The 19,026-nt window shown below is 70.7% G+C and carries 24 protein-coding genes; 9 read left to right on the plus strand and 15 right to left on the minus strand.

The window, feature by feature from the left end; translation table 11 throughout:
* Positions 1–39 precede the first annotated feature (39 nt).
* Positions 40–630 (minus strand): TetR/AcrR family transcriptional regulator, encoded by a 591-nt coding sequence (locus tag E1202_RS12565; protein WP_207918599.1) that lies wholly within the window; start codon positions 628–630, stop codon positions 40–42.
* An 88-nt stretch (positions 631–718) separates the two neighbouring features.
* On the opposite strand from E1202_RS12565, the gene E1202_RS12570 reads away from it, so the two are divergent.
* Entirely contained in the window at positions 719–1,690 is a 972-nt protein-coding gene (locus E1202_RS12570; protein WP_132683143.1) for an alpha/beta fold hydrolase, read from the plus strand.
* 47 nt (positions 1,691–1,737) lie between these two features.
* On the opposite strand, the gene E1202_RS12575 is transcribed toward E1202_RS12570, so the two are convergent.
* Positions 1,738–3,774, minus strand: a complete 2,037-nt coding sequence (locus E1202_RS12575; protein WP_132683144.1) for a HelD family protein — start codon at positions 3,772–3,774, stop codon at positions 1,738–1,740.
* 255 nt (positions 3,775–4,029) lie between these two features.
* Here E1202_RS12575 and E1202_RS12580 point away from each other — a divergent pair, with 255 nt between their 5' ends.
* A complete protein-coding gene (locus tag E1202_RS12580; RefSeq protein ID WP_132683146.1) occupies positions 4,030–4,788 on the plus strand; it encodes a dienelactone hydrolase family protein in 759 nt (252 codons plus the stop codon).
* 38 nt (positions 4,789–4,826) lie between these two features.
* Here E1202_RS12580 and E1202_RS12585 read toward each other — a convergent pair whose 3' ends face one another.
* Positions 4,827–5,057, minus strand: a complete 231-nt coding sequence (locus tag E1202_RS12585) for a zinc finger protein (RefSeq protein WP_132683147.1) — start codon at positions 5,055–5,057, stop codon at positions 4,827–4,829.
* 264 nt (positions 5,058–5,321) lie between these two features.
* Positions 5,322–6,086 carry a type I methionyl aminopeptidase gene (gene map, locus E1202_RS12590; protein WP_132683149.1) on the minus strand — a complete coding sequence of 255 codons (765 nt, stop codon included), beginning with the start codon at positions 6,084–6,086 and terminating at the stop codon, positions 5,322–5,324.
* Between the two features lie 86 nt (positions 6,087–6,172).
* Here map and E1202_RS12595 point away from each other — a divergent pair, with 86 nt between their 5' ends.
* Entirely contained in the window at positions 6,173–6,439 is a 267-nt protein-coding gene (locus tag E1202_RS12595) for a helix-turn-helix domain-containing protein (RefSeq protein ID WP_132683150.1), read from the plus strand.
* A 1-nt stretch (position 6,440) separates the two neighbouring features.
* On the opposite strand, the gene E1202_RS32815 is transcribed toward E1202_RS12595, so the two are convergent.
* From E1202_RS32815 to E1202_RS12620, 5 genes are all read right to left on the minus strand, one after another.
* On the minus strand, positions 6,441–8,078 hold the full coding sequence (locus E1202_RS32815; protein WP_132683152.1) for a bifunctional NAD(P)/FAD-dependent oxidoreductase/class I SAM-dependent methyltransferase: 1,638 nt from the start codon (positions 8,076–8,078) through the stop codon (positions 6,441–6,443).
* A gap of 103 nt (positions 8,079–8,181) precedes the next feature.
* Entirely contained in the window at positions 8,182–8,583 is a 402-nt protein-coding gene (locus E1202_RS12605) for a VOC family protein (RefSeq protein ID WP_132683153.1), read from the minus strand.
* Positions 8,584–8,698: 115 nt separating this feature from the next.
* Positions 8,699–8,932: a type 1 glutamine amidotransferase family protein gene (locus tag E1202_RS12610; protein ID WP_235878171.1), complete on the minus strand. Its 234-nt coding sequence runs from the start codon at positions 8,930–8,932 to the stop codon at positions 8,699–8,701.
* The gene (locus tag E1202_RS12615; RefSeq protein WP_132683155.1) at positions 8,911–9,303 is read right to left on the minus strand and encodes a DJ-1/PfpI family protein; all 393 of its coding nucleotides are present in this window, start codon (positions 9,301–9,303) and stop codon (positions 8,911–8,913) included. Before E1202_RS12615 ends, E1202_RS12610 begins: the two co-directional genes overlap by 22 nt.
* Positions 9,304–9,362: 59 nt before the next feature.
* Positions 9,363–9,800: a MarR family winged helix-turn-helix transcriptional regulator gene (locus E1202_RS12620; RefSeq protein ID WP_132683156.1), complete on the minus strand. Its 438-nt coding sequence runs from the start codon at positions 9,798–9,800 to the stop codon at positions 9,363–9,365.
* 122 nt (positions 9,801–9,922) lie between these two features.
* On the opposite strand from E1202_RS12620, the gene E1202_RS12625 reads away from it, so the two are divergent.
* Entirely contained in the window at positions 9,923–10,501 is a 579-nt protein-coding gene (locus E1202_RS12625) for a quercetin 2,3-dioxygenase (protein ID WP_132683158.1), read from the plus strand.
* On the plus strand, positions 10,498–11,331 hold the full coding sequence (locus E1202_RS12630) for an alpha/beta hydrolase (protein WP_132683159.1): 834 nt from the start codon (positions 10,498–10,500) through the stop codon (positions 11,329–11,331). The genes E1202_RS12625 and E1202_RS12630 overlap by 4 nt, the downstream gene beginning before the upstream one ends.
* A 3-nt stretch (positions 11,332–11,334) precedes the next feature.
* Here the strand turns inward: E1202_RS12630 and E1202_RS12635 are convergent, their stop codons facing one another.
* The 3 genes from E1202_RS12635 to E1202_RS12645 all read right to left on the minus strand — a co-directional run bounded on the left by E1202_RS12635 (position 11,335) and on the right by E1202_RS12645 (position 13,746).
* Positions 11,335–12,012 (minus strand): GntR family transcriptional regulator, encoded by a 678-nt coding sequence (locus E1202_RS12635; RefSeq protein WP_235878174.1) that lies wholly within the window; start codon positions 12,010–12,012, stop codon positions 11,335–11,337.
* 92 nt (positions 12,013–12,104) lie between these two features.
* Positions 12,105–12,893 carry an alpha/beta fold hydrolase gene (locus E1202_RS12640; RefSeq protein WP_132683163.1) on the minus strand — a complete coding sequence of 263 codons (789 nt, stop codon included), beginning with the start codon at positions 12,891–12,893 and terminating at the stop codon, positions 12,105–12,107.
* A gap of 85 nt (positions 12,894–12,978) precedes the next feature.
* A complete protein-coding gene (locus E1202_RS12645) occupies positions 12,979–13,746 on the minus strand; it encodes an AraC family transcriptional regulator (RefSeq protein ID WP_132683164.1) in 768 nt (255 codons plus the stop codon).
* Positions 13,747–13,784: 38 nt separating this feature from the next.
* On the opposite strand from E1202_RS12645, the gene E1202_RS12650 reads away from it, so the two are divergent.
* Complete coding sequence (locus tag E1202_RS12650; protein ID WP_132683166.1) at positions 13,785–14,477, plus strand: MSMEG_1061 family FMN-dependent PPOX-type flavoprotein; 693 nt, start codon at positions 13,785–13,787, stop codon at positions 14,475–14,477.
* A gap of 118 nt (positions 14,478–14,595) precedes the next feature.
* Here the strand turns inward: E1202_RS12650 and E1202_RS32820 are convergent, their stop codons facing one another.
* Positions 14,596–14,844 carry a hypothetical protein gene (locus E1202_RS32820; protein ID WP_328590978.1) on the minus strand — a complete coding sequence of 83 codons (249 nt, stop codon included), beginning with the start codon at positions 14,842–14,844 and terminating at the stop codon, positions 14,596–14,598.
* A 114-nt stretch (positions 14,845–14,958) separates the two neighbouring features.
* On the opposite strand from E1202_RS32820, the gene E1202_RS32825 reads away from it, so the two are divergent.
* The 3 genes from E1202_RS32825 (at position 14,959) to E1202_RS12665 (ending at position 17,053) form a co-directional block, all read left to right on the plus strand.
* On the plus strand, positions 14,959–15,564 hold the full coding sequence (locus E1202_RS32825) for a 2Fe-2S iron-sulfur cluster-binding protein (protein ID WP_328590979.1): 606 nt from the start codon (positions 14,959–14,961) through the stop codon (positions 15,562–15,564).
* Positions 15,565–15,592: 28 nt separating this feature from the next.
* Positions 15,593–16,045: an NUDIX domain-containing protein gene (locus tag E1202_RS12660; RefSeq protein WP_132683167.1), complete on the plus strand. Its 453-nt coding sequence runs from the start codon at positions 15,593–15,595 to the stop codon at positions 16,043–16,045.
* Positions 16,046–16,264: 219 nt separating this feature from the next.
* A complete protein-coding gene (locus E1202_RS12665) occupies positions 16,265–17,053 on the plus strand; it encodes an NPP1 family protein (protein ID WP_132683169.1) in 789 nt (262 codons plus the stop codon).
* Positions 17,054–17,066: 13 nt separating this feature from the next.
* On the opposite strand, the gene E1202_RS12670 is transcribed toward E1202_RS12665, so the two are convergent.
* Together E1202_RS12670 and E1202_RS12675 are read right to left on the minus strand one after the other, a co-directional pair.
* Entirely contained in the window at positions 17,067–17,912 is an 846-nt protein-coding gene (locus E1202_RS12670) for an SMP-30/gluconolactonase/LRE family protein (RefSeq protein WP_132683170.1), read from the minus strand.
* 20 nt (positions 17,913–17,932) lie between these two features.
* Positions 17,933–18,934 (minus strand): zinc-dependent alcohol dehydrogenase, encoded by a 1,002-nt coding sequence (locus E1202_RS12675; RefSeq protein ID WP_132683172.1) that lies wholly within the window; start codon positions 18,932–18,934, stop codon positions 17,933–17,935.
* Positions 18,935–19,026: the final 92 nt, after the last annotated feature.

The raw sequence follows: 19,026 nt of genomic DNA on the forward strand, positions 1-19,026 counted from the left end.
TGCTCGGTCTGGAGTGCCGACGAACTGGGAGCTCGGGCCCTAGCTCCGGGCGTGCAACGCCTGCGAGAGCGCGCTCATGCTGATGTCGATGATCGTGCGGAGCTGCTGCTGACTCGCCCCGGCCCTGCTCATCACGGCCAGCGACTGGTTGACCGCCGCGATGTGAACGGCGAAGTCGTCGGCGTCGCTGTCGGCCAACTTCCCGGCGCTCAATGCGGTCCGCAGCCGCGCGCGCTGAAGGCCCAGAGCTTCGCTCGCGCGCGCGGCGACGTCAGCGCCTAGCACCGGTATCGCCATCGCGGTCTGGACGACCAGGCATCCGTCCGGCAGGTCGGGGTCGGCGATGCGCTGCAGCGTGACCTCGAAGAACTCACGCATCGCCCGCAGCGGGTCCTCGGACGCACGTGACAGGGCCTGGTCGTACCTCTCCCCGTAGCGCGTGAGGTAGCGGTCCAGGCAGCGCAGGTAGAGCGAGTCCTTGTCGCCGAGCGAGGAGTAGATGGAACTGCGGTTCAACCCGGTCGCCCTGGAGAGGTCGTCGAGGGAGGTGTCGGCGTACCCGGCTCGCCAGAACTGGACCATCGCCGCATCGAGCACGGTGTCGACGTCGAACTGCTTCTTCCCCGCCATCACGCATGCACCTCGTTCGTGAGCCGGCCGTTGTGCCCTGCCCATCCTATCTTGAACCAATCGGTTCAAGATGGGTTAGGCTTGAGACATGACCGACGCTGCGACCACCGCGAACCGCTCTCGCGACCAGAACTCGATCTTCGGGTTGCCGCTGCACGATCTCGCGGGATTCACCCACCGCTGGGTCGGCGCGGACGGCATCCGACTTCACGCCGTGGAAGGCGGTCAGCCGAGGGGCCCTGCCGTCGTCCTGCTCGCCGGATTCCCGCAGACCTGGTGGGCGTGGCGCAAGGTGATGCCGGGCCTTGCCGAGCGATTCCGCGTGATCGCGCTCGACCTGCCAGGACAAGGCCACTCCGACCGCCCCCACGACAGCTACGACACGCACACCGTCGCTTCGCGCGTCCAAGCCGCGCTGACTGCGCTCAACGTGCCGAAGCACTGGCTCGTCGCCCACGACATCGGGGCTTGGGTCGCCTTCTCGCTAGCCCTGAAGTACGAAGACCGCCTGCACGGCGTCGCTCTGCTCGACGCCGGCATCCCCGGCATCACCCTCCCGGACGCCATCCCCACGGATCCCGACCGCGCCTGGAAGACCTGGCACTTCGCCTTCCACCTGGTGTCCGATCTTCCCGAGACGCTGCTCGCCGATCGCGAGCGCGACTACGTCGACTGGTTCCTGAAGGCCAAGGCGCTGTCCCCGAACACGTTCGACAGCGCCGAGATCGACCACTACGCCGCCGCCATCGCGGCCGAGGGCGGTCTCCGAGCGTCTCTCGCCTACTACCGCGATGCCGCGGAATCGGCGCGCAGGAATCACGACGCTCTCGGACGAGGGCACTTGACCGTCCCGACCCTGGGAATCTCCAGCTCCCACGGCTCGATCCCCGACATGGCCGCGTCCATCAGCCCCTGGGCGGACGACGTGTCAGGTGTCGTCATCCCAGATGCCGGGCACTTCATCCCCGACGAGCAGCCCGACAAGGTTGTGGACGCGTTGATCGCGTTCATCGATCACGGACGGGCGGACTGCCGACGCATCAACCTCCCAGAACACTAGGTGGGGTGATCCAGGACGAGCCGAAAGCGGCTGATGCGACGTGCTTCTCAGCGCGGCGCCGACGCGGGCTCGCGGGAGGTCATCCCCGCCAACGGGTCGGGAACCGAGTCCACGCAGACCACGCCCAGCCTCCGGGTCGCGCGCGTCATCGACACGTAGAGATCGCTCCGCCCGAAACCGCCGTCCCCGAGGATCGCGGCGGGCTCCACGATGAGCACCGAGTCGAACTCCAGCCCCTTGGCCTGGCTCGGCTCCAGCGCCACGACCGGGCCGGTCAGGTCGAGCGGCAGGCCCACGCCCACCACCGAGGCGAGCTCGCCCACCAGGTCCGGCGGCGCGATCACGGCGAGCTGACCCTCCGCGTGCTCGGCCACGACCTCGCCGACCAGATCCGCCAGGGACCCGCGGGAAACCCGCTCCAGCCACGGAACCTCGCCGGAGGACCGGACCGAGCGCGGCGGCCGCAGACCGGTGCCGGCGAGCAGGTCCTCGGTCGCGGCCATGATCTCCGACGGGGTCCGGTAGTTCACGGTCAGCTCGGCCAGTCGCCACCGGTCGGCCACGTGCGGTGCCAGCATCCGACCCCACGAGCTGGCCCCGGAAGGGCTGCCCGTCTGCGCGAGGTCGCCGACGAGGGTCATCGACCGGGAGGGGCAGCGGCGCATCAGCATCCGCCACTGCATCTCCGAAAGCTCCTGCGCCTCATCGACGACGACGTGCCCGAACACGGCCGTGCCCGCGTCGTGCCCGAGCAGCGCGGCGGCCTCGTCGAGCAGCGGCACGTCGGCCGAGGTGCGCCGACCAGCACCGATCAGGTCGGTCAGCACGTGCTCGGGCGTCAGCTCCGGCCACAGCTCGTCGAGCGCGCCCAACACCCGGTCGTCGGCCAGCAGCGAAGCGCGCAGCGCCCCGCGGTCCGCGGAGTCGATCATCTCCCGAGGGGTGTCGTCATCGGGATCGACGATCACGCCGGCGGCCGAGAGGGCGTTGCGGTCGGCCGCGCTCAGCCGCCCGTCGGCGCTGCCTCCGTCCAGGGCACGACCGTCCTCGCTGAGCACGAGCGATTCCATCCGCTGGACGAGCGAGTCCACGAGCGAGCCGACGAGCTCGTTCTGGAACACCAATCGCGCCTGGTTGTGCGGCAGAGCGGCCTCGCGCGCCTTGCCCACCGCCCGACGGCACGTCGCCGGGTCCAGCGACAGCACCTGCTCCTCGAAGGTCACCTCGACCGGCTCGTCGGGAACCCGCACCCGCGAGCGGATCGCGTGGGCGATCTCCTCGGCCATCCGGGCCGATCCCTTGCGCTCGGCGTCCGGATCAGCGGCGTCGGCGTCGAGGCCACCGCCGAGTTCGGCGATGGTGGAGGCGATCACCCGGTTCTCGCCGAGACCGGGCAGCACCTGCCCGATGTAGTCGAGGAAGATCCGGCTCGGCCCGATCACCAGCACTCCCCTGTTGCGCAGGTGCTCGTGCGTGTAGAGCAGGTAGGCGACGCGGTGCAGCGCGACCGCCGTCTTGCCGGTGCCCGGCCCGCCCTGCACGACCAGGACGCCGCGCTCGGCCGAGCGGATGATGGCGTCCTGCTCGGCCTGCAGGGTCGTGACGATCTCGCGCATCCGGCCGGTGCGCTCGGCGGTCACGGCCGCCAGCAGCGCGGCCTCGCCGACCAGGTGCTCCTCGGTGCCGTCGGAATCCAGCAGCTCGTCGTCGACGGCCACCACGGTACGGCCACGCGTGGTGATCCGGCGCCTGCGCCGGACTCCCTGCGGATCGGCGGCCGTGGCGGTGTAGAAGGCGCGGGCCAGCGGCGCTCGCCAGTCGACCAGCAGCTGCTCGTCGTCCGAATCGCGGAACACGCCGATCCTGCCGATGTAGGCGCTGGTCCCGTCGTTCATGTCGAGCCGGCCGAAGCACAGCCCGTGCTCGATGCCGTCCAGGCGCGACACCTCGGCCTTCCAGACGGCGATGGTGTCGGGATCACCACCGGCGTCGACCCGGGCGGCCGCCTGCGCGCGCAGGGCGTCCACGTGGGCGTACAACTCGGTCAGGTGCTCCTGCTCTAAAACGAGCTCATCGCCGCTCAAAGCCCCAGGACTCCCATGTTCGGACGTTCGACCAGCACAGAGTGCCCGAGAGCGTTCGACAATTCCAGTCGCGCCACCTCGTCCGGTGTGGACGGAGGCCGCTCAGCGGGGGTTCCGGACGAACGGCTCCATCGGCGGTTCACGGGCGCTCGCGGGCAGATCGGGCATTCCGCCCGGCTGCCGATCCCCGTGCGTCGCGGCTGGTGAACGAGTGTTTAGATCGGTCCGGCGTCAACCGCGAGGAGGAACAGCACCATGACTGCCGCACGCGGAACCTCGGTGGAGATCACCACGCCGGACGGCGTGGCAGATGCGTACCTCACACATCCGGAGGGCGGCGGGAAGCATCCCGCGGTGCTGTTCTACATGGATGCCTTCGGGCTGCGGCCGCACCTCTGCGCCATGGCGGACCGGCTGGCCGCCGAGGGGTTCACCGTGCTGGTGCCCAACCTGTTCTACCGGGCGGGCCGGGCCCCGGTCTTCGATCTGCCGGAGTTCATCGACCCGGGTGCGCGGCCGGAGATCTTCCAGACCATCGGTCCGATCATGCAGCAGCTCACGCCCGAGCTCGCCACGCGCGACGCCGGCGCCTACCTGGAATGGCTGGCCGACAGCCCGCTGACCACCGGTGAGCCGGTCGGGGTCACCGGTTACTGCATGGGTGCTGTGATGGCGCTCCGCACGGCCGGGGCCTATCCCGAGCGCGTGGCGGCGATGGGTGGTTTCCACGGCGGCAACCTGGCCACCGAGGCCGAAAACAGCCCGCACCTGGTCGCCGGGAAGATCACCGCCGAGCTGTACTTCGGCCACGCCGATCAGGACCACGCGCTGCCACCGGAGCAGATCCAGCGGCTCGACGAGGCGCTGACCGAGGCCGGTGTCCGGTTCCGCACCGAGGTCTACGAGGGCGCGCCGCACGGCTACACCCAGGCCGACACCGCCGCCTACGACGAGGCCGGGGCCGAGCGCCACTGGGAGGCCCTGCTGGAGCTCTTCCACCGCATCCTGAGCTGAGCGACGGCGCCGGCCCGCCGCGCGCCGGGCCGGCGTCCTCAGTCCGCGCCGTCGCCCGCCTCGGGGACGCCGGCCAGCTCGTGCGCTCCGCTGTTGCAGGACGGGCAGGTGGGCCACAGCCAGCCGATGTCGGAGTTGTCGGCGGTGACCTTCTTGGAGCACAGCGTGCGCACGGTGACGCCGTGGTAGCCGTGGCGGGGCTTGGGGTCGGTGGTGGCGTGACGCTGCCCCTCGGCGGGCACCCAGCTGAACGGATGCGGCCGGTACATCAGGCCGTCACTTCGCGCGGGCGCGGTCCGAGGCACGGCCACCCGCCCCCGGTCGATTCGATCGCGCCCGCCACGATCTTGAACGCTACCCGAACAACGAGCGATCACACGCAACCCGTTCGGAGTAGTTGACTTCTCCGCACGCACGAGAGACCACCCGAGACCACCACTCGCGGTGACGTTTCCGTGATTCCCGACGGGCCTGGAAGCCTCGAACGTCCCATTTGGCACCAGTGCCATCACGGGCGGTCATCGCCAAGTGCGTCAGGGAAGGGTCAGGATCCGGGGGCCGTCGGAGGTGATCGCCACGGTGTGCTCGGAGTGGGCCGTGTTGGAGCCGTCGGCCGAGCGCAGGGTCCAGCCATCAGGGTCGGTGACGATGCGGGCGGTGGTGCGCGCGAACCAGGGCTCGATGGCGATGGTCAGACCTGGCTGCAGCTTCATGCCCCGGCCGGGCTTGCCGCGGTTGGACACGTGCGGCCCTTCGTGCATGGTGCGCCCGAGACCGTGCCCGCCGAACTCGGTGTTGACGGGGTAGCCGTAGTCGGTCGCGACGGCCTCGATCGCGGCCGAGACGTCGCCGAGCCGGTTGCCCGGTTCGGCGACGTCGATCGCCGCGCGCAGCGCCTCCTCGGTCGAGCGCACCAGCCTGCGGTCCTCCTCCTTGTCGGTGCCGACGATGACCGTGCGGGCGGCGTCGGCGACCCAGCCGTCGATGCTCACCGCGAAGTCCGCGGTGAGCACGTCGCCGTCGCGCAGCACGTAGTCGTGCGGGAGCCCGTGCAGCACGGCGTCGTTGACCGACAGGCAGATGACGTTGCGGAACGGCCCTTCACCGAAGGACGGCGAGTAGTCCCAGTAGCAGGACTGGGCACCGCGCTCCTCGACCCGGCGGCGCGCGTGGTGCTCCAGGTCCATCAAGTTGACGCCGACCTTCGCCATGTCCCCGACCTCGGCGAGGATCTCGGCGACGAACCCGCCGGTGACGCGCATCTTGTCGATCTCGGCCGGCGTCTTCAACTCGATCACTCGTACTCCTAGGGCTCTCAGCATTGGTATTTTAATACCGAGCCTAGCACTTGCAGGTATTTAAATACCACCGTAGCCTTCGAGTCGTGGTACGGCTTCCTCTCACCCCTGATCAGGTGGAGTCCGGCGCGCGCGTCGGCACGATGCTGCGGGACGCGCGCGCAGGACGCGACGCGGTCGAGATCGCCCGCGCGGCGGGGATCTCCCCCGAGACGCTGCGCAAGATCGAATCCGGCCGGCTGCCGACCCCGGCGTTCGGCACCGTGGTGGGCCTGTGCGATGCCCTGGACCTCCCGGTGCACGAGGTCGCCGAGGTCTGGCGCGGCGGGGTGAGCCTGCGCAGCGCCTCCTGACTCAGCGCACGCGACGGGCCTTGAGCACCACGTCGTGCGGGTGGTCCTCCTTGCCGGGCCCGGTGCGCGGACGCGTCTCGTCGACCTCCACCTGCCAGTCCTCGTCGAGGAACTTGGCGACGTCGGCGGGCAGCACGTACTCGGCCGGGTCGAACTCGGCGTCGGGCGGGAACCCGGCGGGGTCGTGACCGACGTGGAGCAGCGTGCCGCCTTCGGCCACAGCGGCCAGCAGGGCGCGCACCGGCTCTTCGCCGCGTTCCTTCTTCAGCGCGAAGTACTGCGCGGAGACCAGGTCGAACGAACGGGCCGGTGGGTGCTCGGCGGCGAGGTCCGCGCGCACCCACGCGATGTTGGCCGCGACCTCGGCAGCGCGGTCCGCAGCGACCGCGGCACCGCGTTCGACCGCCACCCGCGAGATGTCGGTGGCGGTCACCTTCCAGCCCTGCTCGGCCAGCCAGATCGCGTCGCCGCCTTCACCGCAGCCGACGTCGAGCGCCTGCCCCGGCGGCATGCCGGTGACCTCGGCGACGAGGGCGTCGTTGGCGGCTCCGCTGAACAGCCGCTCCTGGCTGCCGTACCGCTCGTCCCACTCCGCTGCGCTCACGTGCTCCTCCTGGTCGTGCGTCATTCCGTGCCGGCTGTCGCCCATCGCCACCTCGCAGGTCCGGTTCTCCGCCGCCGCGGTGAACGGATCCCGCGCCGACGCCACGGCGCGGGCGGTCTCCTCCCCGATCAGGTCCATGTTGATCATTCCGCCGACGGTCGCCCCAGCGGCCGCCGCGACGATCACGGTGGCGCGCAGGTCGGTCGTGTTGCCCGCGACCCACACGCCCGGCACGGACGTCCGGCCGTTCTCGTCGGACGGGATGTACGCACCCCCGCTGGGGTGCACCTCGGGTTGCAGCCCGAGATCGGCGGCCGGTTCCGACCGGGCGACCATGCGCGGAGCCACCGCCAGCGCCCGCAGCGGAACGACGCGCCCGCCCGCCAGGCGAGCCCCGGTCAGCTCGTCGTCGACGACCTCCAACTCCTCGAGCGGGTCGGCGACGACGTCGATGCCGCGAGCGGCGAGCTTCTCCGCGTCCTCACCGGACGGCGTCTCGGACCCGTTGAGCAGCAGGGTGATTCGCTCGCTCCACTGCCGGAACAGCAGGGTCTGGTGCACGCTCATCGTACTGGTCGCCAGCACGCCGATCGGCTCGTCGCGGAACTCCCAGCCGTGGCAGTAGGGGCAGTGCAGCACGTCGCGGCCCCACCTCTCCGCCAACCCCGGAATGTCGGGCAGTTCGTCGCGCAGCCCGGTTGCCAGCAGCAGCCGTCGCGCGCTCGCCCGCCGGCCGTCGGCCGTCTCGACGACGAAGCCCGAGCCCTCGCGGCGCGCCGCGACCACCTTTCCGAAAAGGACCTCTCCCCCGTAGCCGGCCACCTCGCGACGACCGGCCGCGAGCAGGCCCGCGGGCGCCTCACCATCGCGCGAGAGGAACCCGTGCATGTGGGCGGCGGGGGCGTTGCGGGGCTGTTCGCCGTCGATCACCAGAACGCTGCGACGCGCCCTGCCCAGCATCAGCGCGGCGTTCAGCCCGGCCGCACCACCCCCGACGACGACCACGTCGTACCTGGTCAGACCCTTGTTTTCCATCACTGACCACCTCCACCGACCACCATGCCCAACCCCCGCACGAATCAGCAAAGTTCTTTGCCGCTTCAGCAACTAGTCGGACCGCGGAGCGCTCGCGCGGGGTTCAGGCCGGTGGGGCGAAGAACTCGAGTGCGATGTGGTCGGGGTCCCGGAACTGCACTCCGGAGCCGTAGTGGGCGTCGACGATGCCGCCGTGCTGGATGTCGAGGTCATCGAGGCGGTGGCACCAGCTCTCCAACTCGGTCCGGTCGCGACAGGCGAAGGCCACGTGGTCCAGTCCGGTGCGGTGCTCGTCGAACGCCCCGCCCTTGGCTCCGCCGGGGTGGGTGTGCAGACCGAACAGCTGTCCGCCGGCGAGCGCGAACACGGTGTGGTGGAAACCGCCGCTGGTCTCGTCCTCGTCCAGGACGGGCTCTGAGCCGAACAGGGCTCGGTACCAGCGGGTGCTGCGTTCGAGATCGGACACGGTGATCGCCACGTGCGTGATGGGGGGGAACTCGGCCATGCAGCCTCCTCGGGAACTGCGCCGGGAGAGCGGCAGGACCGCCCCGGCGCGGTGTGGTTCTCATGGTGCCCACACCGCGACGGTCTCGGAACCTCCGTCGAGTCGCCCGTTCGCGTCAGGCGGGGATCCGGCCCTCGACCATGGGGCGCAGTTGCGTATCGACGAACTCCACGACGGGTGACGGAGCCTTCTCGGGCGAGCCGGCGTCGAACGGCGGCAGCGGGTCGTACTCGGTGCCCAGCTGCACGCCCTGCGCGACCGCATCGCCCGCGATGCGCGCCACCAGCCGCAAGGCCATGTCGATGCCCGCGGACACGCCCGCCGCGGTCACGTACTGGGGGCGGTGCACACCGAGGTCGTCCAGGTCGTGGTGGCGTCGACCCGCAGGAACGCGCCGCTGCACACCGAGACCAGCCGTTCGGCTCGCCGGGCGTTGCCGCGCAGCCAGTCGACGACGTCCGGCTGTTCCCGGGCGCCCTCCCCGCCCGGAACCAGCAGCAGGTCGGCGGCGGGACCGTCGCCGAGGGCGGAGTCCGGTGTGATCACCAACCCGGAGGACGTGCCCACCGGGGTTCCGCCGATGCTCGCGGTCCTGATCTCGTAGGCGTTGTCCGGGCCCCGCTCGGCCCACCACGTGTTGGCGCCGGCGAAGACCTCGACGGGTCCGGTGAGATCGAGGCTCAGCACCCCGTCGAAGACGACGGCCAGCACGGTTCGCATGTCATCCACGCTGGTCAACAGCGCGGATGACTACAACGTCGAATTCCCCTCCTTTTTGGTCATCGGATGAGGGGCGGGGTGCCCCAGGGCTGGTCCAGCGCGGCGCGCAGCGCGGTGACGGCGTCGTGGCCGATGCGGGTGGCGAGTTCGCGTTCGATGGCGTCGATGGTGCGCAGCGCCTTGTGGTGGACCCGGGCGCCTTCCTCGGTGACGCGGACCAGCCGGTTGCGGGCCGACGTGGGATCGGGGACCTGCTCGAGAAGACCCATCCCGATCAGCCCGTGCACCGCCTGGTGGACCGACTGACGAGTGGTGCCGATCCGGCGGGCCAGTTCGGCGACCGACGTACCCGCGGCGTCGAGGCCGGCGAACACCGCCGCCTGCGCGACCGTGACCGGCTGCTCGCCGGAGTGCCGCATGCTGTTGTGCAGCGCGTCGTCGAACCAGCGCTTGGCCGATGCCAGCAATTGCGGCACGTTCGGCGGGGTGTCGTCCATGATCCTCAGCCTCCGGGAGCGGTCGGCTGACACGATCGCACGATCTGCCGCCCCGGTCGTTCACACCTCGCCGATCGTCAGGTACCTTGACGGTGTCGGCGATCCGAAACGTGGAGGGGATCATGACGATCGAGTTCGCGACGCAGCACCGCACGCGCTCGCAGATCCCGCCTGAACCGGGCAAGCCCTACTTCATCGAGAAGGGGCAGGGCGACCGCGCGCACCTGTTCGGGGACCTGTTCACGATCTACGCCGGCGGCGAGCAGACCGAGAACACCTTCAACTTCTTCACCTGCGAAGGCCCGAAGGGAGACATCATCCCCGCGCACTCGCACCCGGACACCTACGAGGTCTTCTTCATCACCGACGGCGCCGTCCGGCTCTTCGTCGAGGAGACCGGCGGCGAGCAGCACGAGAAGCTGCTGACATCGGGTGATTTCGGGTTCGTGCCGAAGAACTGCCCGCACGCCTACCGGATCGAACGCCACCACAGCCGCATCGTCGGCGTCGCGGCCGGACCAGGTGGGACCTTCGAGAGGTTCTTCGAGAACCTGGGCGCGCCCACGGACGAACCGGGATTGCCCACCGCTCCGGTGGTTCCCGAACCGCACACGTTCGGCACCGTGGGCGAGCGCTACGACGTCCGGTTCCTGCCCGATCACCGGTGGCGCACCCCATCGGCGACCGAGCAACGACCATGACCGGCACCGAACCGCTTCCCGCAGCGACGCCGATCGAAGGGACACCGGGGAAACTCCTGCGCGCGGTGCCCTACGCGACTCCGGCCGGCTTCCGCCCGCTGCTGGCCGACGTCCACATGCCGCCGGCGCGGCGACCGCCGGTGGTGCTGTTCCTGCACGGCGGGGGCTGGCGGTTGGGGTCGCGGACGTCGTTCTGCCCGACCTGGCGGCACTGGTCACCGAGCCCGTTCGCACGCCTCGTCGCGGCGGGTTTCGCCGTCGTCTCGGCCGATTACCGGCTCAGCGCCGAGGCGGCCTTCCCGGCACAGCTCGACGACGTGACAGCCGCTGCGCGCTGGATCCGTGACCGCGCCGCCGATCTGGGGGTCGACGCGGAACGGATCGTGGCGTGGGGCGAGTCGGCGGGCGGGCACCTCGCCGCCCTGCTCGGTCTCACCGCCACCCGGGACGCGCCGGACGCGGTGGCGGGTGTGGTCGACTGGTACGGACCGAGCGACCTGAACGCGATGCCTTCGCGGGACGACCCGGGCTCACGCGAGGCGCAGCTCCTCGGAGCCGCGGCTTCGCAGGTGCCCGATCTCGCGAGAGCGGCCAGTCCGGCGTCGCAGGTGCACGCCGCCGCTCCCCCGTTCCACCTCGCCCACGGCACCGCGGACGACGCCGTTCCCGCGGAGCAGAGCCGAGCGCTCACCGACGCGCTGCGTGCGGCGGGCCGGCCGGTCGAGTGCGAGCTGGTGCCCGAAGCCGGGCACCTGTGGCGCGGTCCGGTCGACGGCGAGCGGATCTTCACCCGTGCCCTGGAGTTCGCGCAGCGGGTCACCGCCCGCTAGTGCTCACAGGGCGTTGAAGCGCGACTGGGTCTTGTCCACCTCGGGCAGGGCTTCGATGACGCTGCCCAGGTGGGCGCGCATGGCCGACTCAGCGGCGTCGGCGTCGCCGGCGCAGATGGCCTCGATGATCGCCAGGTGCTGCGGCAGCGACACCGAGGGACGTCCCGGGTGCATGGCCAGGCGGAACTGGTGCCGAACGTTCTGGCCGCGCAGCCGCCCGAGCACCGCGCACGCCGTCACCTGGCCGCTGATGCGCAGGATCAGGGCGTGCAGGCGCTTGTTGATCTCGGAGTAGCCGAGCACGTCACCGGCGGCGACGGCCTGCTGCATCGACTCGCCGATCTCGCGCAGCTCACCGTGCTCCTGCTCGGTGGCGCGCTCTGCCGCACGCGCCGCGCACAGACCTTCGACGACCATCCGGACCTCGGTGATCTCGATGGCTTCCTGCAACGACACCGCGCGCACCCGGGCACCCCGGTTCTGGATGCGCTCCACGAGGCCCTCGGTCGTCAGCTGGACGAGCGCGTTGCGGACAGCGGCGCGGCTGGCGTTGAACTGCTCGGAGAGCTCGGCCTCCACCAGCCGCTGGTTCGGGGCGAAGTCTCCGCTCGTGATGGCCTCGCGGATGGCGTCCACGACCGGAGCCTCCTGGCCGACGTCGTCCCGCTTCGCTGTGGTCACTACCCCTACCCCGAGATTGATAACAATTTTGTCCACCATCCTAGCGGGCGGGGGTCGCGCACGCCCGCGCATCCTCACCGGGCAGCAGATCGTCAGCCGCCGAGGAAGTCCGTGACGAGCTTGCTCGCCACCGGCCGGTCCTCGTGGAAGTAGGCGTGGCGCAGTCCGGGCAGGACGTCCGCTTCGGCATCGGGGATGCGCTGGGCCAGGAGCTCGGCGTTGCTCGCCGGAGTCATCCGGTCGTCGGCGCCGTGCAGGACGAGGGTGGGCGAGCCGATCTCGTCCAGCCGGTCCCAGGCGTTGTGGCCGTTGCTGGCCGCGAGGTGGTGACGGCGGGCGTGCACCGGCATGTCCGGATCGCCGAGAACGGTGCGCGGACCGTCGTGCGAGGCAAGCCACTCCGGGCTGTACATCAGTTCCAGCAGCGCTCGTTCGGCGGCGTCGCGGTCGGCCTGCGCGAGGGCGCGGCGGACTCCGGCATCGCGTTCGACCGCGTGCGGGCCGCCCGGCGAGGTGCAGCCGAGGACCAGCCGCCGCACGCGATCGGGGTGGTCGATGGCCAGCCACTGTGCGGTGCGACCACCCATGGAGGTGCCGTACACGTCAGCGGAGTCGATACCCAGGGCGTCGAGCACGGCGATGACGTCTTCCGCGAAACCCCGTGTGGAGCAGGGCTCATCGGGTGTGCCGCTGGCGCCGGTCCCCCGGTAGTCCATGGTGATCGTGCGGTGGGCGTGCTCGAAGTCCTCACGCACACCGTCCCACCAGCGGTGGTTGTTGGCCTGTCCCGCGAGCAGCACCAGCGGGCGTCCGGCACCCGCGACCTGGAAGGCCAGCGAGGTGCCGTCCCGCGCGCACGTGAACTCCTGCCCGACTGCCATGCGCTTCCCTCCCCGGAGACGACCACCCGAAACCCTACGCAGAGGACGACGGCCTCCAGTACGCCGCCGCAGGGGCGATCGCGTCTCAGCCGCTGCGGTAGATGCCGGGGTGTTGGCCGGTGTGGCGGTGGAAGGTTTCGACGAAGGCGGCGGGTTTGCGGTAGCCGACGGCGCGGGCGGCTCCTCCGACGGAGGCTCCGGCCGCGAGGTGACCGACGGCGGCGCGCATGCGGACCCGAGTGCGCCAGCGGGCGGAGGTCATGCCGGTCTCGGCGGTGAACAGGCGGCTGATGGTGCGCACTCCCGCCTTGACCGCGAAGGCCCATTCGTCGAGGTCGCGCGGGTCGGCGGGGTTGGTGATGAGGGCGTCGGCGATGCGGCGGATGCGGTCGTCGGTGGGGATCGGGACGTCGAAGACGGTGTTGGGGACGGCTTCCAGGACACCCAGCAGCAGCGACTCGGCGTGGTGGCGGAGGTCTCCGCGCTGCCGGTTCTCGTCGAGGTGCACGATCAGCTCGGCGACCAACGGGGTGATCGCGACGCCGGTCGGCTCGCGCCAGTCGCTCGGACCGTGGTCGTCGACGAACACCACGACGCGGACGCCCCCGGGTTGGCGGACCTCGACCGAGTGCAGGATCCCCGCGGGGATCCACAGCCCCCGGTTCGGCGGCACGAGCCATTCGCGGCCGCCCGCGTGCAGGGCGATCGTGCCCGATTCCGACCAGCACAGCATGTTCCGCCGATGTCGGTGTTCACCGACCGAACCCGGGTCGACCTTCGGCTGCCCGATCACCACCAGCATCGGGTTGGCCGAATCGCGGTCGTGGATGGCCACCTGCCGCACATCGGCCACCCCACTCTCGGCCTCACCACAGCGATCCAGGAGGCGACATGACCCGTGCAGCACCCAGGAAGGTCCCGTTCGAGGAGGTCCGGGCGTCGCTCGGCGAACCGGACGACATGATGAAGGTCAAGAAGATCTCCCGCCTCGACAAGCACCTGCGCCGGTTCATCGCGCACTCCCCGTTCCTGTCGATGGCCACCGCCGACGCCGACGGCAACGTGGACTGCACACCGCGCGGCGATCACCCCGGATTCGTGCGGGTGCTCGACGAGAACACGCTGGCGATCCCGGCTCGGCCGGGCAACCAGATCGCCGACTCCTTCCACAACCTCGCGTCCAACCCCGGTGTCGGGCTGCTGTTCTTCATCCCGGGACTGCGAGAAACGGCGCGGGTCAACGGGTCCGGGTTCGCGACCGACGACCCCGAGGTGCTGGCGCGGATGCAGGCCGAGGGCCGCACCCCCTCGCTGGCGATCGTGGTGCGGGTCGAGGAGGCGTTCCTGCACTGCGGACGGGCACTGCTGCGCTCGCGCCTGTGGGATCCGGCGAGCCAGGCGCTGGCCGAGGAGATCCCCTCGCCCGGCGAGATCCCCGCCGACCAGTTCGGCATCGACGTCGAACCCGAGGCGCTCAACTCGATCCTCGAACGCGGCTACCAGCGGCTCTACTGCGAGGCACGGCGGTGCAGAAGGCCATCATCGACGACATCTCCCCCATCGCCGACGGCGTCGCAGCGCTGACGCTGGTCAGCGCAGGCGTCCCGCTGGCGGCGTGGGGACCGGGAGGGCACATCGACGTGACGCTGCCGAACCGGCTGACCCGCCAGTACTCGCTCTGCGGCGACCCCGAGGACGACGACTACCGGATCGCGGTGCGCCGCGAGCGGTTGAGCCGGGGCGGCTCGGAGTACGTCCACGACCACCTCCGGCTGGGCCGAACACTCGCCCTCTCCCTGCCGCGCAACACCTTCCCGCTGATCCCGGCACCCGAGTACCTGTTCATCGCCGGCGGCATCGGGATCACACCGATCCTGCCGATGATGCGCGCGGCCGTGGCCTCGGGCGCCGCGGCGACGCTGGTCCACTGCGGTCGTTCGATGCCGTTCACCGACGAGCTGCGGGGCGAGCACGGCGACCGCGTCCGGTTCGGCCGACCGGACATGGCGGAGCTGGCAGCAAGCCTTGGCCCGACGACCCTGGTGTACTGCTGCGCCCGGAACCGATGCTCGCCGCGGCGGAGGCCGCGTTCCCCGCCGATCGGCTGCACGTGGAGCGGTTCCGGCCGCGCACGAGGACTTTCGCGCCGAACACCGCGTTCGAGGCGGTCTGCGCCCGCTCCGGCAGGACCGTGCCGGTGGAGGCCGACGAGTCGCTGCTCAACGCGCTGCGCTTCGCAGGCTTCCCGGTCTCCTCCGGATGTCGCGAGGGGGTGTGCGGCAGCTGCGAGCTGCGCTACCTCGACAGCGAACCAGAGCACCGCGACGAGATCGGCGCGGCCGAGGGCCGCCTCTACCCGTGCGTGTCCCGCAGCCGCACCGATCGCCTCACGCTGGACCTGCGACCAGCACCCGCCGGACCACGTAAGGCAGCGTGCGGGCGTCCAGACCCTGCTCAACGCACCGCGCGACATCACCTCGCGCTTGCTGCACCCGGCGCTGCCCGGTGCAGCAAGCGCGGGAGCACCTCGACGAGGTGCGGGAGCGGAAGACCCGGCGCGGTTCCCGCTAGCCGTCCTGCTCGCAGAACCCGAGGGCCTCTCGCGAACGCGCGTGGCGTTTTTCCGATACCGGGGAGCGTTTTCGGGTTTGTGGCGTCAAACTGGTGGTGAGCCGCACGGATCGAGGGGGCCGCGACTCATGAACAGTGCACAACTCGCCGAACTCATCGCACGCGACGCCGCCGACGGCATCCGCCAGCACGCCGTCCGCGCGCTCATCATCCGCGCCGGCAAGGCGCTGATGCTGCGTCGTCCGCGGCACGAATCCCGCGGTGGCGTGTGGGAGATGCCCGGCGGCAAGGTCGAACCTCACGACACCGATCTGCTGGACGCGCTGCAACGCGAGGTCCGCGAGGAGACCGGACTCGCCGTCACCGGGTTCACCCGCCATCTGGCCGCTTTCGACTACGTCAATCGCCACGGGCGCTGCGTCCGGCAGCACACGTGGTCGGTGACCGTGACCGGAGAGCACGTGCGACTCACCGAGCACGACGCATTCACCTGGACGAACGCGCACGACACCCACCCGATCAGCCCGCGGGACCGGGACCTCATCAGCAGACACGCAGTGCGAGGTCCAACACTCCTGTAGGGGTCACCCGAATTCGCTCAGCGGATTTTCCCGCGCTCTTCCCAGATAGCCCGGGGGCAATTTCGGCAATTCACCGATCTTCTCCGATGAAAATGGGAAAACCGCAGGCGAGAAGCCGACGTGCCCTATTCTGTTCAGTTCTTCTTCTCCTGTTCCGAACCGAAATCGATTTATGATCGAATCACTTTCGGATTCGAGAACGAGAGGAACGATCGCCTGATGAACACTGTGGACGGAACGCCCCGCGTCCGCCGGGCCGGGAAGTTCGCGGCCGGCGTCGCGGGAGCCGCGGTCCTGCTCCTCGCGCTGCCGCCGGCGATCGCCGCCGCCGACCCGCCCGCCGCGCTGCCCACCAGCGCTGCGGAAGCCGACGCGAAGTGGCAGCCCGCCTTCGACTACGACGGGGACGGCTGCTACCCGACTCCGGCGATCGGGTCCGACGGCACCATCGCTCCCGGTCTGGACACCACCGGCGCGATCAACGGCAGCTGCCACGACCAGTCGGACCTGGACAACACCAACTCCTACTCGCGCTCCAAGTGCAACAACGGCTGGTGCGCCTACGTCTACGACCTGTACTTCGAGAAGGACCAGGCCGTGGACGGCAGCGGGCTCGGCGGGCACCGCCACGACCTCGAGCACGTCATCGTGTGGGTGGAGAACGACGAGGCCAAGTACGTCTCGACCTCCGCGCACGGCGACTACTCGACCTACCCGGCCAACGAGGTCCAGTGGGACGGCACCCACGCCAAGGTCGTCTACCACAAGGACGGCGTGAGCACGCACTGCTTCCGGCCGGCCGGTGCGGACGAGCAGCCGGAGAACCACTACGGAACCTGGCAGTACCCGGCTCTGGTGAGCTGGGACAACTGGCCGGACACCGGTCTTCGGGACAAGCTCACCTCGGCCGACTACGGCAGCGCGAGCCTGGCGATCTCCGACGGCGCCTTCAACGGCAACCTGGAGAGCGCCAAGCCCGAGGGCATCCCCTTCGACCCCCACGCCTGACGCGAGCGGAACGTCACCCCGCGTAGGAGCGCGCCGGCAGGCCTCGCACCCCGGGGTCGGTGGCGAACACCGCACCGGCTCCGGGGTGGCGCTCCAGATCGGTGTCGACCTGCGAGGTGGTGATGTAGAGGCGGTCGAGGTCCTCGCCGCCGAAGGTGCACGCGGTGACCTTCGGAGCGGGCACCTCGACGACCTCGGCCAGCACTCCGTCGGACGTGTAGTGGCGGACCGCGCCGCCGCCCCACAGGGCGACCCAGACGCCGCCTTCGGCGTCCACGGTGAGCCCGTCCGGAGACCCGTCGGCCGGGTCGATGCGGGCGAACGGCCGCCTGTTGACGAGTTCCCCGCCCTCGAAGTCGAACACGTCGACCCGCTGGGTGGGCGTGTCGGCGTAGTAGGCCCGCGACCCGTCCTCCGTCCACATGAGACCGTTGGAGATGCTGACCTCCGGCACGACGGGTTCGACGCGGCCCCGCGGATCGAGGCGGTAGAGGGTTCCGGCGCCGGGTGTTTCGTCGTAGGCCATGGAGCCGCAGTAGAAGGCCCCGTCCGGCCCGCAGCCGCCCTCGTTCATCCGGACGCCGGGGCCGCTCCACAGCTCCGGCAGCAGCTCGATCTCCTGCAACGCGTCGTCGGCGAAGGCGAACCCGCGTTCCAGCGCCAGCACCGCGCCGCCGGATTGCCTCGGACGCAGCACCGCCGCGACCGAACCGACGTGGCGGCGATGGACCTCACCGGAGGTGTCGAGGGTCAGCACGTCACCGACCAGCATGTCCACCCAGCGCAGGCCCGGCCACTGTTCGAACCACACCGGCCCCTCGCCGTGCCCGGCCAGCGGAGGGGTGATCTGCTCCAGCATCGGCGAACCTCCACGGCGGGTCATGGGTGCAGCAGGACCTTCCCGGTGGGCACCGCCGGGTCGGCGAGGGCCTCCAGCGCCCGCCCGGCATCCTCCAACGCGAACTCGTGCGTGATCAACGGGGCCGGGTCGAGCCGACCGGCGGCGAAGGCGCGCACCGCGTGCGCCCACGCGCGCGAGGAGGCCCCGAACACGGTGTGCACGGTGACCGCGGCGCCGACCAGCTCCGCCGGGGTGAGCGGTTCGCGCTCCTCCGGCGCGATGCCGGTGAGCACGGTTCGCCCGCCGCGCCGGGTGGAGCGCACCGCGAGCCGCCCGGTCCCGGACGCGCCCGCCGCTTCCAGCACCACGTCGAATCCGTCGCCGATCTCGTCAGGGGTGCGGAATTCCGCTGCGCCGCAGGCCTTGGCGGTGTCGAGGCGGTCGGCTCGCGGATCGACCACCACGAGGCTTCCGGCACCGGCCGCGGCGAAGAGCTGGGTGGCGAGCATGCCGAGGGTGCCGCCGCCGATGACCGCGACGCTCTCCCCCACCCGCACGCCGGCCTTGAGCACCGCCGAGGCCATGCACGCGGCGGGTTCCAGCAGCGCGGCGGCGCGCAGGTCGGCTTCGTCGGGCAACGGGTGCAGCAGCCGGGCGGGGAGGCGGAGGTGATCGGCCCACGCACCGGGCTGGGTGAAGCCGGTTTCGTCGTAGGCGGCCGAGCACAGGCTCGTGTCGCCTTCGCGGCAGGCCGTGCACCGGCCGCAGTTGCGGAAGCCCTCGCCCACCACCTTGCGGCCGACCAGCGCGGGGTCCACACCGGCTCCCGCCCGCACGACGGTCCCCGACCACTCGTGGCCCGGGATGACGGGATAGCGGACGAAGTCCGAGGGCCGGGTGCCGTGGAAGACCTCCAGGTCGGAACCGCAGATCCCGGACCAGGCGACCTCGACGAGGGCTTCGTCGTGGCCGGGCGGGTCGGGTTCGGCTGCGATGACGCGCAGCTCCTGCGGAGAATTGATCCGGACTGCGCGAGGCATCGCTGCTCGAACCCCTTCCACGGCGTGATGGCTCCGCCGCAGAGCCTGCTCGGCGGAACGGCCGCTGTCCAGTGGCTCATCCCCGGGAGCAG

Source organism: Saccharopolyspora karakumensis (assembly GCF_004349225.1).
GTDB lineage: Bacteria > Actinomycetota > Actinomycetes > Mycobacteriales > Pseudonocardiaceae > Saccharopolyspora > Saccharopolyspora endophytica.

Coding starts and splice junctions, on each gene's coding strand:
- E1202_RS12565 (WP_207918599.1), bottom strand. CDS start 630: ATGGCGGGGAAGAAGCAGTTCGACGTCGACACCGTGCTCGATGCGGCG.
- E1202_RS12570 (WP_132683143.1), top strand. CDS start 719: ATGACCGACGCTGCGACCACCGCGAACCGCTCTCGCGACCAGAACTCG.
- E1202_RS12580 (WP_132683146.1), top strand. CDS start 4,030: ATGACTGCCGCACGCGGAACCTCGGTGGAGATCACCACGCCGGACGGC.
- E1202_RS12585 (WP_132683147.1), bottom strand. CDS start 5,057: ATGTACCGGCCGCATCCGTTCAGCTGGGTGCCCGCCGAGGGGCAGCGT.
- E1202_RS32815 (WP_132683152.1), bottom strand. CDS start 8,078: ATGGAAAACAAGGGTCTGACCAGGTACGACGTGGTCGTCGTCGGGGGT.
- E1202_RS12605 (WP_132683153.1), bottom strand. CDS start 8,583: ATGGCCGAGTTCCCCCCCATCACGCACGTGGCGATCACCGTGTCCGAT.
- E1202_RS12615 (WP_132683155.1), bottom strand. CDS start 9,303: ATGCGAACCGTGCTGGCCGTCGTCTTCGACGGGGTGCTGAGCCTCGAT.
- E1202_RS12620 (WP_132683156.1), bottom strand. CDS start 9,800: ATGGACGACACCCCGCCGAACGTGCCGCAATTGCTGGCATCGGCCAAG.
- E1202_RS12625 (WP_132683158.1), top strand. CDS start 9,923: ATGACGATCGAGTTCGCGACGCAGCACCGCACGCGCTCGCAGATCCCG.
- E1202_RS12630 (WP_132683159.1), top strand. CDS start 10,498: ATGACCGGCACCGAACCGCTTCCCGCAGCGACGCCGATCGAAGGGACA.
- E1202_RS12640 (WP_132683163.1), bottom strand. CDS start 12,893: ATGGCAGTCGGGCAGGAGTTCACGTGCGCGCGGGACGGCACCTCGCTG.
- E1202_RS12650 (WP_132683166.1), top strand. CDS start 13,785: ATGACCCGTGCAGCACCCAGGAAGGTCCCGTTCGAGGAGGTCCGGGCG.
- E1202_RS32825 (WP_328590979.1), top strand. CDS start 14,959: ATGCTCGCCGCGGCGGAGGCCGCGTTCCCCGCCGATCGGCTGCACGTG.
- E1202_RS12660 (WP_132683167.1), top strand. CDS start 15,593: ATGAACAGTGCACAACTCGCCGAACTCATCGCACGCGACGCCGCCGAC.
- E1202_RS12665 (WP_132683169.1), top strand. CDS start 16,265: ATGAACACTGTGGACGGAACGCCCCGCGTCCGCCGGGCCGGGAAGTTC.
- E1202_RS12670 (WP_132683170.1), bottom strand. CDS start 17,912: ATGCTGGAGCAGATCACCCCTCCGCTGGCCGGGCACGGCGAGGGGCCG.
- E1202_RS12675 (WP_132683172.1), bottom strand. CDS start 18,934: ATGCCTCGCGCAGTCCGGATCAATTCTCCGCAGGAGCTGCGCGTCATC.